Source organism: Blautia caccae (genome assembly GCF_040095955.1).
In the GTDB taxonomy this organism is placed as follows: Bacteria; Bacillota; Clostridia; order Lachnospirales; family Lachnospiraceae; genus Blautia; species Blautia celeris.
Genome location: NZ_JBBMFP010000030.1, coordinates 23,337 through 36,511, shown reverse-complemented (window position 1 = coordinate 36,511; position 13,175 = coordinate 23,337). Strand labels below are relative to the sequence as shown.

Here is a 13,175-nt window from a genome sequence, read left to right as displayed (position 1 = left end):
CAAAAAATACATAATTCGACACAGACAATTAATTTGTGCTTATCACACCAAATGAGACCTCTATTTTTTCTGTTTTTTGTGCGCTCATCTCCTATTTTTATCTTTCAATTCATTTTATAATTCAATTAATTCAGAAATCTGTGTGCACAGTCTCTCGAATCATCTGCTTCTAATATAGAAAGAGGTGAATCATTATGAAAGTTTTGATCCTGGGAGGATTCCTTGGTTCCGGAAAGACCTCGCTCCTGCTGCAGCTTGCCTATTACATAACCGGACACGCCTTAAATGATAAAAAATATCAGGTTGTGATATTGGAAAATGAAGTCGGGGAGGAAGGCATTGATGACAAGCTGCTGCGGGGAAACGGATATCAGGTTGAAAACCTGTTTTCCGGATGTGCCTGCTGCACCTTGTCCGGCGAATTGCTGTCGACCGTCAGTAAGATTGAAAAAGAACTTCAGCCGGACTGGCTGATCCTGGAGACCACCGGCCTGGCCTATCCCCATCTGATCCAAAAAAACCTGGCTGACAGCATGGCCCTCTCCTCCAGAATCTGTATTGTGGCTGACGTTTCACGCTGGGAACGTCTCCTTGTACCGCTTCATGAACTGATCACAGGCCAGCTTATAAACGCGGATACCGTACTGATCAACAAGATGGACCTGGTCACACCGGATACGCTGAAAGCAGTCGAACGGCAGATACAGGATATGGGCAGGGTTCCAAAGATTTTCCGGACTTCTGCAAACCAGCCTGTTTCCCACTGTATTTGGGATTTTATACTGGAGGGTGATTCTTATGAATGAAATATCCCACGAAGCTACACACGGACATGACCACCACAGCCACACCCATGAGCATCACGAACACGCCTCCCAATCTCTGCGCAGGAATAACACGATCATCACTCTGAACGCCTATACACAGGATGAGGCCAGTGTTATTTCTCTGGAATGGAGCTCCTGCGAGGATGTAAAACAGACGGAGATCCTGCTGAAACAGCTCTTTAAAAACATTGCCCGGAATATCACCGAACAAAACGGCATCATAGGCCATATCAAAGCATCCATGGAGCGCAGTGAGGTCATTATGATATCCCTCACGGATACGGAAGCAATGAAAAAGGAGGCTCTGTCTCCAACCATAAAAATACATGCTGCAGTCATTGCCCTCTGCATAGATAAAAAGATCCTGACACAGATCGTAGAGTCTGCAATTGACAGCAGCCCCTTATTCTCCATCTGACCACAAGGGAGGAAATCACTATGGCAGAAAAGAAAAAATACACTTTAATGAATACTGTGGCCGTGTTGTCTGTCAGTACCCTGTTATATCTGGCAACCATCAACGCGTCATCTCTGGCCTACATGGTCAAGGAATTTCCGCAGTATGATGTCACTACCGTAAAGCTGTTCTCCACCATCCCGTCCCTTATGATGATCGTCTGCTCTCTGATGTCCGGTAAGCTGATACAGATTTTTCCTATTAAGAAAATTGTGATCGGCTGTGCCTGTATTATGTTTGCTGCAGGTTTCGGAACTTATTTCGTGTTTAATCTGCCGGCTATCCTTGTTATGAGGGTTATCTACGGCATGGGGTCAGGAACGGTTTTCCCGCTGGCCAACGCGATCATTCAGCAGTTGTATGAGGGCGAGGAAAAGGCCCGGCTTCTGGGGTTTCGAGCGGGGTTCGGTGCATTGTTCGGTGCTGCCGTCACTATGGTGGGCGGCTGGCTGACCTCCTTTGGATGGCGGCATGCCTTCTGGGGCTATCTGTTTGCAATCCCGGTTGCACTCCTGGTACTCTTTTTCTGCCCCTCCAATGAACCGATCAAAAAGGAACGCACCGCGGCAAATGCCGGAGAAAAAAAGTATACCAGAAAGACCTTCTATGTTCTCCTGTTTGCCATATTTTTTAACGCATGTATGATGTCATTTAATGTGGAACTGTCACTTGTCATAACCGGAGAGAGCATTGGAGGTGCCGGCCAGGTTTCTATGGTTGCATCTACCAATACTATATTTGCATTTATAGCCGGTCTGATCTTCGGAAGTCTGCACAAAAGGACGCAGCGGTATATGGCTGTCATTTCCACGGGGCTTGTGGGACTGGCGCTGGCGATTCTTTGTTTTGCCCAGAATTTCGCCCTGTTTATTATGTGCGGAGCAATCTTCGGCCTGGGATTTGGCTTTTACAACCCCACTTACAACCTGCTCATTGCAGGGACAGCGGCAAAACCCAAATTCGGTTCCCAGGCGATCGCTGTGTATACAAGCTATGTGGGGCTCGGACAGTTCCTCTCCCCTTATCTCATCAACGGTGTGAAAAATCTGCTGAACCTGAATGTATTGAGGGCTGAATGGCGGATTACCGCAGTCTCCACACTTTGCCTGGTACTTGGCGCCACCATCTATATCGTAGTCACCGGCGGCAACAAGAAGACTTCCCGGGCCTGAACAAACGGATACTCTCTGTGCTTCATCTATAAGAAGGAGGTAATATTATGTTAACTGAAAAAGATAACTATCTGATGACTCTGCGCGGTGAAACCCCAGAATGGATACCAAGGCTTCTGATTCCGTCCCCGGGACATGCTCCGGCTACCGCCTGGGTTGGGCCCGGATTCCTGAACGCCCGCAAGACGCCTATGGGCGGCTTTGATATCTGGGGTGTGGAATACGTTGCCACAAAGGAAACCGGCTATATGTCCCTGCCTAAACCGGGCCGCTTCATACTGGACGACATCTGCCACTGGCGTGATGTCATCAAAGCTCCTGATATTTCTCATATTGACTGGGAAACCATGGCGAAAAAGGATCTGGAGCGTGTTGACAGAACACAGACATCCGTGACTGCCACCATACATGTTGGATACTTCCAGCAGCTCATGAATTTTATGGGATTTACAGAAGGCCTCTGCGCCATGCTGGAGGAACCGGATGAAGTCATGGCGCTGTTTGAGTATATGAATCAGTTCTATCTCCAGATATGCAGCAAAGTCAGGGACTATTACAAACCGGATGTATGGGCGATCACAGACGATACGGCAACTGCAACCAATCCGTTTATCTCTGTGGAGATGTACCGGGAGATGATAAAACCCTTCCATGCAAGCGAAGCAAAATTCGCGCAGGAGGCCGGAATCCCCATTGATATGCACGACTGCGGCCGATGTGAGGATTTCATAGAAGACTGGCGTGACTTCGGCGTATGTGCCTGGAATCCCGCCCAGACCATGAATGACCTGGCAGGTATCAAGAAAAAATACGGAAACAGCCTGGTACTGGAAGGCTGCTGGGATTCCTCAGGCCCTGCAGGCTGGCCGGACACCTCCGAGGAGGTCGTCAGAGCTGAAGTCCGCAAATGTATTGATAGCTTTGCGCCGGGAGGCGGCTTTGTATTCTGGGCCAGCACATACGGCGCACCGGATGACGAGGCGATCAAAGCAAAAGCACGCTGGATCACCGAGGAATATGATTCCTACGGAAGAAACTTCTACCGGAAATAATCCCCTGCTTTCAGGGCTGTGCGCGGTTTAGGCTGCGCACAGCCCTTTCCCTGTCTGCCGCGTTCTTTTTCTATCCCGGACGGCATATGATGTAAACAACATCTATTGCGGAGGTCTGCCATGTTAAAGAAACTTCTCAACACAGCCATAACACTGCTCTTCTGCGGTGCCCTCGTCCTCTGTGCCGTCACATATCTGCCCGGTGTCATCTCTGTCAGCAGCACAGTGGGAAGCCGTGAGCTCCCCATATACTGTGTACAAACTGACAAGCCCCAGATAGCCATCAGTTTTGATGCTGCCTGGGGCAATCAGGATACAGCCGCTCTTCTGGATATCCTGGCCAAACACCAGGTAAAGGCCACCTTTTTCATGACCGGCGGTTGGGTTTCCAGTTATCCTGATGATGTAAAAAAGATTTACGAGGCAGGACATGATCTGGGCAACCACAGCGAAAACCACAAATATATGACAAAGCTCAGCGATGAGGAGAAGACGCAGGAACTCATGTCCGTACACAACAAGGTCAAAGAGCTGACCGGCTATGACATGTTCCTGTTCCGCCCTCCTTACGGAGACTATGACAATGATGTAGTAAAAAATGCCCGTGCCAATCATTACTACCCCATACAGTGGGATGTGGATTCTCTCGACTGGAAGGATTACGGCGCTGATGATATCATCAAAAGGGTCACCGAAGATTCCCACCTGGGCAACGGCAGCATTATCCTCTGCCATAACGGTGCCAAATATACCAAAGACGCGCTGGATACTCTCATCACCACACTGCAGGACAAAGGCTATGAATTTGTCCCTGTCTCACAGCTTATCTACAAAGAAAATTACCATATGGACCATGAAGGTCGGCAGATACCGGACTGAAAGAAAGACGGCGTATAGTCATAGAAATGTTCTCCCGGCAGACAGCCAAAATACATTCTATTCCCTATACGCCGTTTTTTTATCTCTGCTCCACCGTCCTCCGGGTCCCCGATTCTCCATGCAGACACTTTATAAAATCCCCGGCAATCTCTTCATTTTATCAGCTGCACGGCTGTCAACGATTTCCTTGCTTAACCCCGGGCCCTGGTCCTTGTATCGGATCACCAGTATATAGGGACCGTTTCGTAAAACAGATATCCGGTAAATCACCTCAGCCGGCACATCGCCTGCCGCAGCTCCGTCTGCTGTTTCCTGTTCCATAGGAATACCTCTCTGATCACTGTAGCGCCGGATATAGATAGAACCGTCCCAATAATCACCGTCTTCCTCATAACCTCGTCGGTTCTCTGACAATTTCCGTATATAATTCAAGACTGCTTTATATCTGGATTTGTATAAAGTATAGGAAAAGTCCTCCCTGCAGATCTCACTCGGGAATGTGTTGTAGCTTTCACTTTCCAGCAAAATACTGGCGTTTCTCGTATGAACTGACCTCCCTTCCTCTCTATCTTCTGCTTCTTTCTTTTCCGTTTCCTCACCTTCCGCATTCTTATTCCCCGCAAAAAGTTCAGAACATTTCAGGAACGGACCATTTCCGGTCATCCATGTATCCTCCCCGGACGGCTCCATATCGAAAATTGTATCTATTTTATACATCCCAAACATCATAATCATTACGGCAGCCATACCGGCTGCAAGGTACCTCCAGCGAAAACCCTTTTTCCTTCTGCTCTGTGAAAAAAGACTCACACCCCAAAAGACAATAAAAAATACTAACAGGTTCGTCAGTGTCCTCCAGTCACGTTCCTGAACAGTCACACGCACCACAGTGATATAGAAAAGTACAACCAACAGCAGGCAAAAAACTTTCTCAGCAATGTCTTTTACCATAAAGACAGAATAAGGTCTGTACAGTACCGGCATTTTCCGTGATAAATTTCTCTTTGCCATCTGACACCAAACCAGATAGGAAACGATACCGGCCAAACCGCCCAAAAGCAGGTACAGTATACAGAACAGCACCAAAATCCCCGCATTACTTTCCAGAAGTGACTTCATTAAATACCCACCCAGTTCCGCACCTCCTGCCAGTACAGGCCAAAAATAAATCAAGGTCCAAAGCACACCCACAAACATCGTAAATGCGGCCTGTTTCCGATACTGGGTCTTCACCGCTTCCATTTTCATTTCCTCATCTGTTTCTATGGGAACGATATCCCTGTCATCGCTCCACAAAATCTGCCTGCACTTCTCAGCACACACAAAATGCCACCCTGCACTCTCACAATAGAACTGAAAATTTCTCGATTCCTCATTCTCACTGCCTTCCCACATGGAAACATCCTTCAGGATGGCAACTGAAAATTTCACATCCTTTGGAGTCTGCCGCTCAAATCCCCAGAAACTCCCCCGGGCGTCTCTCAGCATCCATCCCCGCGCTGCCATTTTTTCAAAAAAGTACTCCATTGCCGGAATATCCAAAATCCCAAAGCTTTTCCATCTCCAATACAGCATCCCTATCCCCCTCCAATCCGGCGGCCCCGTCCCTGGCCATGGCTAAAATGCGGCGGTACTCCTTTTTCAGGGAGTCATTTCCCTTTTCCGTGATCCTATACCACTTTTTCCGTCCTTCCTGCCTTGTCTCTTCGATCATATCCCCCTCCTGGAATTTTGCCAGAAGCGCATACAGAGTTCCGGGACCAACCTGCACACGCCCGCCCGATAAACCTCTTACTTTTTCCATAATATCCACTCCGCAGCACTCATCCTGAAGCGACATCAGAATATAGTACATGGGCTCCGTCAAACTCTGAAACTGTTCTCTGGGCATACCCGTTTCCTCCTTTTTAAATGTTTTTCTCTTTGATGGTTTTTCCTGACTTTTCCCTGGTTTGGATTCCATTGCATCCGGATTCCTGAGCCCCTGATATCGATACTCGATATTTCTTATTTTTATTATAATATCGTATAACGATATTGTCAATTCAAAACGATTCCGGCCAGATACAATTTTTTTGTCGCTTTATGTCAGGAATTACTTGCTTATTTCGGCAACAAACCGTAGAATAGTAATGGTGGCAATGTCCACAAATTTAAAAATGGGGGAATATCATAATGTCTAAAATGGTAGGTACCATATCCCGCGGCGTCCGCGCTCCAATCATCCGTGAAGGTGACAACCTGTCCGAAATCGTAGTGGACTGCGTGCTGGAAGCCGCAAAGAGCGAACCTTTTGAGATTCGCGATAAAGATGTAATCGCTGTCACAGAGGCGGTGGTTGCCAGAGCCCAGGGCAACTATGCCAGTGTGGAACAGATTGCCAAAGATGTACATGAAAAATTCGGCGATGACACCGTTGGTGTCCTCTTCCCGATTCTCAGCCGGAACCGCTTTTCCATCTGTCTGAAGGGAATCGCAAAAGGCTGCAGAAAGATCGTCCTCATGCTGAGTTATCCTTCTGATGAAGTAGGCAATCATCTTGTGGATCTGGATGTTATGGACGAAAAAGGCGTTAATCCATGGACAGACGTACTGTCAGAAGAAAAATACAGAGAATTGTTCGGATACGAAAAACACGTATTTACCGGTGTTGACTATGTGGACTATTATAAAAATGTGATCCGTGAGTGCGGTGCAGAAGTGGAGATGATTTTCGCCAACAATCCCAAAGCGATCCTGGACTACACAAAAAGCATACTCACCTGCGATATTCACAGCAGAGAGCGCACCAAGCGCATCCTGAATGCCAACGGAGCGGAAAAAGTATACGCTCTGGATGATATCATGACACAGAGCATTGACGGAAGCGGATACAATGATACATACGGACTTCTCGGCTCCAACAAAGCCACTGAAGACACGGTAAAGCTTTTCCCGATCCACTGCCAGGAAATGGTTGATTCCATACACAGCTCCATTCTGGAAAAAACAGGAAAACATGTGGAAGTCATGATCTACGGCGACGGCGCATTCAAAGATCCGGTGGGCAAAATCTGGGAGCTGGCTGACCCGGTAGTCTCTCCGGCCTACACAGACGGCCTGAACGGAACACCCAATGAGGTGAAGCTGAAATACCTGGCGGACAATGATTTTGCCGACTTATCAGGAGACGAGTTAAAGGCTGCCATCAAGAATTACATCCAGGAAAAAGACGAGAAGGCAGAAAACCTGAAAGGCACCATGGTAACCCAGGGTACTACACCAAGACGCCTGACAGATTTGCTGGGCTCCCTGGCTGATCTGACCTCCGGTTCGGGAGATAAAGGTACGCCTATTATCTATATCCAGGGGTATTTTGACAATTATACAAAAGAATAGCGGGAATGAAACACCAGGATTATAGTCTTCTATCAGACAGAATCCTGGTGTTTTTCCAATATCCCGCATATTTTATTCTAAGCATACACATCCTATTGCTGAGGTGATTTTATGGCATCCTATATATCCCCGGCAATCCGGGACAAATTTGAAACTCTGTCCATTGATCTGAAAAACTGTATTCTGGAACGAAATGTCCAATTAGAATCACTGCCTGATTTGATCAAAGTTCTGGAAGATATTGTGGCAGAGTCAGAAGGCAGATAAAAGGCCTGAACACAAAAAGGATTCTCCTCTCAGTAAAAATGAGAAGGGAATCCTTTTTTATTTTATTCCTGCGGATAACAGGACTTGAACCTGCACGTCGTAGACACCAGAACCTAAATCTGGCGCGTCTGCCAATTCCGCCATATCCGCATATCAGAAAAAAAATAGGAACAAGCACTTGCTTGTTCCAGTGAAGCATCGGGGATTCGAACCCCGGACAACTTGATTAAAAGTCATGTTACCTAACTGCCACGGAACCGCATAAATGCTGGGTTTGCAAGAATCTCGTGATACGAAATTGATACATTAGGTATTTTATAGTATTTTGCGATATCTGTCAATGGTGATTTTATACAGTTGACAAACAGAATATATGTTCGTATAATTAAGTATATAACAAACAAATGTTCTGTTTTTTTTGAAAGAAGGTTGCATGAATGAAAGAGAATATTATTTTTGAGAATCACGATGCCTACCTATTATATAGGGCGGCATTGGACCGGAACCCAAATCTGCCAGCACACGGGAACGTATCTGTGCAATATGCTTTATACCTGTATTATCGGACTTATCCAGAGGAACGCCCCAAGGGATACCGGTACAGGCAGCACGCCTCCGCATAACTCCCATTATTTACCAGTAGCATTATTATCACCTCCGATATTAAACTTAATTCGGAGGTGATGAAAATGTCAAACAGAAAGAAAACATATGACCCAGATTTTGAGGCTAACCCAGAATTTGAACAGGACCCAGGATTTCTTGAATGGATATGCCAGCGTGTCAGGGATGAAGCTGCAGGAAATGCAAAAGAAATGGACAATGAACCGAATCTGGGCAAATTTGAGCCTACAGATGAATTATTTGAACGTATAGTAAAAGAAGCACACGAACGTGGGCTACTAAAAGAGGATTAATGTCGAAAACTGCCCACGATTATCTATTGCTCTAATCCCAATTATGTTGTATCATTTATTTGCAACCAGAGGTATGAATATTCTTTTTCGTCGCAGAACGGCCGGCACTGTAATGGTGTCGGCCGTTTTGCACTTGACATCAGAGATTCCACGCGTTATCATAAAAGTAAGCAAAAATCCTTCGTTTCCTTCTTTTATGAAAAGAGGCTGTACTTTATGTATAGTCTCTTTTTCTTTATTTATGGCACTAAAAAGGCCCCGGCGGGAGACTCGGGGCCTTACAGCGTTTTACAGTGGCACTCTGTGTGTTGATAGTTACAGTAGTGCTCCTGTTTTATCAGTATAGCACATCTTACCAGACTTGTCCACGTAGTAGACCTTGCCGCCTGTCCTTACCAGCTCATCCGCCGCCATCGCTCCAGATGATTTCATGTAGTACCAATTCTTTTTCCATTCGATCCAACCCGTCATCATCCAGCCGTTTGCGTCAAAATAGTACCAGGCACCGCCGATCTGCTTCCAGGCACTCTTCGGGTACTTGTAACCGGCGGTAATGTACCACCACTTCCCTGCTTCGTAAATCCAGCCGTTCAGGTAATCTCCAGATACCCAGCCATCCGCGTAGTGGAACCAGCATGTACCGCCTATCCAGCGGCGCTTGTCGCATCCGATACGGTCACCTTTATTCAGCTGGCCAACAATTTGGCCACCCGGCTCCCTCCTGACGTTGAGGTTATTACCTGTGATTGTAAGGCCATTCGCACCCATGCTGATCGGAATATCTGCCACAGTGGATGCGCCAGAGGGAGCCTGTCCAGCTACGATACTCCAATCAAGCCTTGCAAACTTAGTCCCTGGCAGATTACTGTTATAGTACCCCTTGCTGCATACCCCGCCGCCGTTGGCAATGATCGTACTGCCACCGCTGGTATTGCCTTCGACAGTCGTAAAATAGTCCCCATTGACGCCAGTTACAATGCCTGTATGGGTAAATATACCTCCATGCTTAAACATCACGATATCACCAACCTGCGGATTGGCGTAGTTGGTAAAATTCGCGGCAAGTGTAGGTACATATACATAGGGCCAATGCTTCAGCATCTTTTCCGCGGCGGCCTGCCCGAATGCCCGCATCAGTACCCAGCTCACAAATGCTGCACACCAAGGCTGGCCCTGGTAAGAGGGTTTGATGTCACGCCAATATTTTGTGTAGTTATTATCCCCGGCGTTTGCGGTCTTATTGTCCAGACTGCTATTGCTATGCTTTTCCAGATAACCAACCTCCGCCTTGGCGGTCTGAATCATCTTATTTATTGCCTCTGTTTTCGTCATGTGTTACTCCTTTCTTCGGCGCTATGCCGCGTAAATCACTCTGCAAACATCCAATCATTCTCCAGTACATCTGCCTGTGACGGATGCCAGGGGATACGATAAGTGTCATCAATGGTTATATAGATATAAGGCGCTGTCATCTTACTGTGAGCATCAAGCACCTGCAATTCAAGGTACATTCCAGATTTATGCCAGCTCCGTTTTGTGACTATCATGCCACGTTTCAGGTATTTAATCGCTTCGCCAAAATCAAATGTCGCCACTCCGCCCAACTCCGGGCAGTTATCCTCATCTGCAATAACAAAATCATCCGACGCCATATTGCCGAATGTATATTCCGGCCTCTTGGTATCCCTTAAATCAATTACTGCACCGTCCTTACAGTGCATCATAATTGTTCCATCCTCCCACGCCCAGTAGCCTGCCCATGATGGCAGTTTTACTTTCTTTCCTTCTTTCATTGCCTTAAATGCAGCTTTAAAATTCATAGTCAAATCCTTCCTGCCGGTTGCACCGGCGCAAAATAAAAGAGAGGGATTACTCGCCCTCTGTCTCCTTTTTTCCATCCTTGCTTATCAGGTTCCGCAGCATCTCATACAATCCAGTGCTCGCCAGGCCTGATATCATGCCGCCCAGAATTACCTCTGCATTAATGCCGCTGCTCATATTGATGAGGATTGCAATTATAGTGCCCATTGCCAGTGCTGCCAACGGAATGTACCTGTTTTTGATCACCGGTATCGCGGTCTTAATCACATAGCCCACCAACAGGCAGATACCCAATATTACCGGGTTGATATAGTTTGTCAAAAAGCTTAAATCCATGATTATTCCTTCCTTTCTAATATCTGTATTCTCGTTTCATGGTCATTCAATTTTTCATCCTGCTCCTCGTTATGTGCCCATATCCGCTCATGAGATTTGTGATTTTTCTCTGTCAGCTCTTCCATTCCCTCATCCAGCATATTGAGTCTGTCAATTAACCGGGTGATAGATGTGTTGAGCTTTACTATTGGTGTCCCTATAGATATTGCAAAGGCCACAAGAGCAGCAATAACACCAAATACTTCCCATTCTGTCACATGCAGGTCCCTCCTTACTCAAAGATCGCGTACAGGTGGCCACTCCGTATCTCAAAGGTTGGCGTCTTACCGTCTGCACCCGCTGGCCCCTGTGGCCCTGTTGCTCCTGTTGCACCCTTCTCACCGGTATCTCCTTTCGGCCCCTGTGGGCCAGTGGCTCCTGTTGCACCTTTTGGGCCTTGCGGGCCAGTCATACCAGTAGCGCCAGACAAGTCGGTAACATAGGTATAAGCTGTTGCGCCTTTGACATACAGCTTTGCATTATCAGCATCATTTATGTTACCAGTGTCAATAATCACGAACTGCCCAACCTTCACTCCATCAGATGCATATCCTGCATTCATGTTGGATATACTGGCATAAGTTTTGGCAATAGCAAACGCATCCCCTGCCGGTCCCTGCGGGCCTGTTGCTCCTGTGGGGCCTTTCGGTCCGGTGGCTCCAGTATCTCCTTTTGGCCCCTGTGGGCCAGTTGGGCCAGTCTCTCCCTGAGGTCCCCTGGCACCTGTTGCTCCAGTATCTCCTTTCGGTCCCTGGATGCCTTGCGGCCCCTGCGGGCCTACGATACTACCTAAATCAACTTCTCTTGCCATGTCTCATCTCTCCTTTACTTTTGATATATTGCATATAAATGTCCGTCTCTGATCTCAAATTCAGGTGCTTCTCCTGCCGGCCCCCGGAGTGTATCCAGAGCGATCAACATGTGCCAGTCATTGCTGTCTGTATAACGCCATTTGATATCAGTACCATCATTTTTGAGTTCGATTTCCCGCTCTTGGACTGGCAGCCTGATTCGGGTGCCAATGGGCTGCCCCTCAGACATAAGCTGTAACACCCCATCCTGCAATGTCATGTCATCTGCACGGCTGCTCAACTCGTGAAAGATTTCTTGCATAGGTATTAGTCCAGTTCCGACGTAATTTTCCGGCTTCGCCCGTTTTTTTACGGGCATAAGGATCGTCCGCAAGGTCTCGCCCTGTTCATCATCGCAAACATATATATGTGCCAAAATGTTTTTACCGCTCTGAAGCAGGATATCCGGTATCTCAATGGCAATACTGCCATCTTTCTGCCGAATTCCTGGAACAGTAAAGGCCAGACTGCCGAATTCCTCTGTCAAATGCACCTCTCCCTGGTCAGGGAGCTGCAGGCCGTACACCTGCAGCGTTTGTCCGTAATCCCATTGCGCCAGCCCATAAACAGTTTTATAATACTGCCCATCACTACAAAATCTTGCGATTATCATTGCCGTCTCCTTCCTGCCCGGAAGATTAACCGGCAAGGATGCTTGTCTTTTCTTCCTGGCTGATCCAGCCCTTTGCAGCTGCCTTTTCTACTACCTCTGGATTTCTGGTCTTTCTATACAGTCTTGTAATCGTCTCAAACATGTCGCATACCTCCTTACGCAATCCCCAGGCTATCAAGCACCAGTTTGTCCACGGTTTCCTCCAAAGAGGCTATACGGGCTTCTGTTTCATCCGGCCTCTGCAGCTCTACAATAATAGCAACTCCATTAACTGGCACTGGATTCCCTTCATCATCCTGTGTGTAATCCACAACAGTTTCCATCTGCTTTTCAATCTTCTGCATTTTTGTGTACCCAGAATAGATTTTAAATACCTCATCGTTGTAATCAATCACCTGGATTTTACTTGTGTTCGCTGCTTCAGACAGTAAGGCCTCATAATCCATGATGTTTTTATCTCCAGGCACTAAACCCAGTGTAAGGGAATTGCCTGCCGCCTGAATCCCATCTGCGATAATCTCCAGCTCCTGGCCATTGTTTAATCTGATTTTACCCATACCTTTCAC

General features: G+C 47.1%; 17 protein-coding genes and 2 tRNA genes. 8 read left to right on the top strand and 11 right to left on the bottom strand.

What is annotated here, in order from left to right:
- The first annotated feature begins 194 nt into the window (after positions 1-194).
- From WMO65_RS23430 to WMO65_RS23410, 5 genes are all read left to right on the top strand, one after another.
- Positions 195-806 carry a GTP-binding protein gene (locus WMO65_RS23430; protein WP_148392420.1) on the top strand — a complete coding sequence of 204 codons (612 nt, stop codon included), beginning with the start codon at positions 195-197 and terminating at the stop codon, positions 804-806.
- Complete coding sequence (locus WMO65_RS23425) at positions 799-1,245, top strand: hypothetical protein (RefSeq protein ID WP_033143015.1); 447 nt, start codon at positions 799-801, stop codon at positions 1,243-1,245. Before WMO65_RS23430 ends, WMO65_RS23425 begins: the two co-directional genes overlap by 8 nt.
- Before the next feature lie 20 nt (positions 1,246-1,265).
- Positions 1,266-2,456, top strand: coding sequence for an MFS transporter (locus WMO65_RS23420; protein ID WP_349064694.1), 1,191 nt, complete (start codon positions 1,266-1,268; stop codon positions 2,454-2,456).
- A gap of 47 nt (positions 2,457-2,503) precedes the next feature.
- Complete coding sequence (locus WMO65_RS23415) at positions 2,504-3,508, top strand: uroporphyrinogen decarboxylase family protein (RefSeq protein ID WP_148392421.1); 1,005 nt, start codon at positions 2,504-2,506, stop codon at positions 3,506-3,508.
- Between the two features lie 120 nt (positions 3,509-3,628).
- On the top strand, positions 3,629-4,387 hold the full coding sequence (locus WMO65_RS23410; RefSeq protein WP_033143013.1) for a polysaccharide deacetylase family protein: 759 nt from the start codon (positions 3,629-3,631) through the stop codon (positions 4,385-4,387).
- Between the two features lie 129 nt (positions 4,388-4,516).
- Here WMO65_RS23410 and WMO65_RS23405 read toward each other — a convergent pair whose 3' ends face one another.
- Both WMO65_RS23405 and WMO65_RS23400 read right to left on the bottom strand, forming a co-directional pair.
- Positions 4,517-5,962 carry a DUF2812 domain-containing protein gene (locus WMO65_RS23405; protein WP_148392422.1) on the bottom strand — a complete coding sequence of 482 codons (1,446 nt, stop codon included), beginning with the start codon at positions 5,960-5,962 and terminating at the stop codon, positions 4,517-4,519.
- Positions 5,898-6,278 carry a PadR family transcriptional regulator gene (locus WMO65_RS23400; RefSeq protein WP_148392423.1) on the bottom strand — a complete coding sequence of 127 codons (381 nt, stop codon included), beginning with the start codon at positions 6,276-6,278 and terminating at the stop codon, positions 5,898-5,900. The genes WMO65_RS23405 and WMO65_RS23400 overlap by 65 nt, the downstream gene beginning before the upstream one ends.
- A gap of 284 nt (positions 6,279-6,562) precedes the next feature.
- Between WMO65_RS23400 and WMO65_RS23395 the strand changes: the two genes are divergently transcribed.
- The gene (locus WMO65_RS23395) at positions 6,563-7,765 is read left to right on the top strand and encodes a coenzyme F420-0:L-glutamate ligase (protein ID WP_148392424.1); all 1,203 of its coding nucleotides are present in this window, start codon (positions 6,563-6,565) and stop codon (positions 7,763-7,765) included.
- Between the two features lie 111 nt (positions 7,766-7,876).
- On the top strand, positions 7,877-8,032 hold the full coding sequence (locus tag WMO65_RS23390) for a hypothetical protein (RefSeq protein WP_033143009.1): 156 nt from the start codon (positions 7,877-7,879) through the stop codon (positions 8,030-8,032).
- A 69-nt stretch (positions 8,033-8,101) separates the two neighbouring features.
- On the opposite strand, the gene WMO65_RS23385 is transcribed toward WMO65_RS23390, so the two are convergent.
- Positions 8,102-8,182, bottom strand: a tRNA-Leu gene (locus WMO65_RS23385).
- A 41-nt stretch (positions 8,183-8,223) separates the two neighbouring features.
- Positions 8,224-8,285 (bottom strand) — tRNA-Ser (locus WMO65_RS23380).
- Positions 8,286-8,721: 436 nt separating this feature from the next.
- Here WMO65_RS23380 and WMO65_RS23375 point away from each other — a divergent pair.
- Positions 8,722-8,949: a hypothetical protein gene (locus WMO65_RS23375; protein WP_256157885.1), complete on the top strand. Its 228-nt coding sequence runs from the start codon at positions 8,722-8,724 to the stop codon at positions 8,947-8,949.
- Positions 8,950-9,264: 315 nt separating this feature from the next.
- Here the strand turns inward: WMO65_RS23375 and WMO65_RS23370 are convergent, their stop codons facing one another.
- From WMO65_RS23370 to WMO65_RS23340, 7 genes are all read right to left on the bottom strand, one after another.
- Positions 9,265-10,281 carry a CHAP domain-containing protein gene (locus WMO65_RS23370; protein WP_349064693.1) on the bottom strand — a complete coding sequence of 339 codons (1,017 nt, stop codon included), beginning with the start codon at positions 10,279-10,281 and terminating at the stop codon, positions 9,265-9,267.
- Positions 10,282-10,316: 35 nt separating this feature from the next.
- Positions 10,317-10,769, bottom strand: a complete 453-nt coding sequence (locus tag WMO65_RS23365) for a DUF2829 domain-containing protein (protein WP_349064692.1) — start codon at positions 10,767-10,769, stop codon at positions 10,317-10,319.
- A 49-nt stretch (positions 10,770-10,818) separates the two neighbouring features.
- A complete protein-coding gene (locus tag WMO65_RS23360; RefSeq protein ID WP_256157888.1) occupies positions 10,819-11,106 on the bottom strand; it encodes a phage holin family protein in 288 nt (95 codons plus the stop codon).
- A 2-nt stretch (positions 11,107-11,108) separates the two neighbouring features.
- Positions 11,109-11,363 carry a hypothetical protein gene (locus tag WMO65_RS23355; RefSeq protein WP_033143734.1) on the bottom strand — a complete coding sequence of 85 codons (255 nt, stop codon included), beginning with the start codon at positions 11,361-11,363 and terminating at the stop codon, positions 11,109-11,111.
- A gap of 14 nt (positions 11,364-11,377) precedes the next feature.
- Positions 11,378-11,956, bottom strand: coding sequence for a collagen-like protein (locus WMO65_RS23350; protein ID WP_227225562.1), 579 nt, complete (start codon positions 11,954-11,956; stop codon positions 11,378-11,380).
- Between the two features lie 14 nt (positions 11,957-11,970).
- The gene (locus WMO65_RS23345) at positions 11,971-12,609 is read right to left on the bottom strand and encodes a hypothetical protein (protein WP_349064691.1); all 639 of its coding nucleotides are present in this window, start codon (positions 12,607-12,609) and stop codon (positions 11,971-11,973) included.
- 155 nt (positions 12,610-12,764) lie between these two features.
- A complete protein-coding gene (locus WMO65_RS23340; RefSeq protein ID WP_256157892.1) occupies positions 12,765-13,166 on the bottom strand; it encodes a hypothetical protein in 402 nt (133 codons plus the stop codon).
- Between the last annotated feature and the right edge of the window lie 9 nt (positions 13,167-13,175).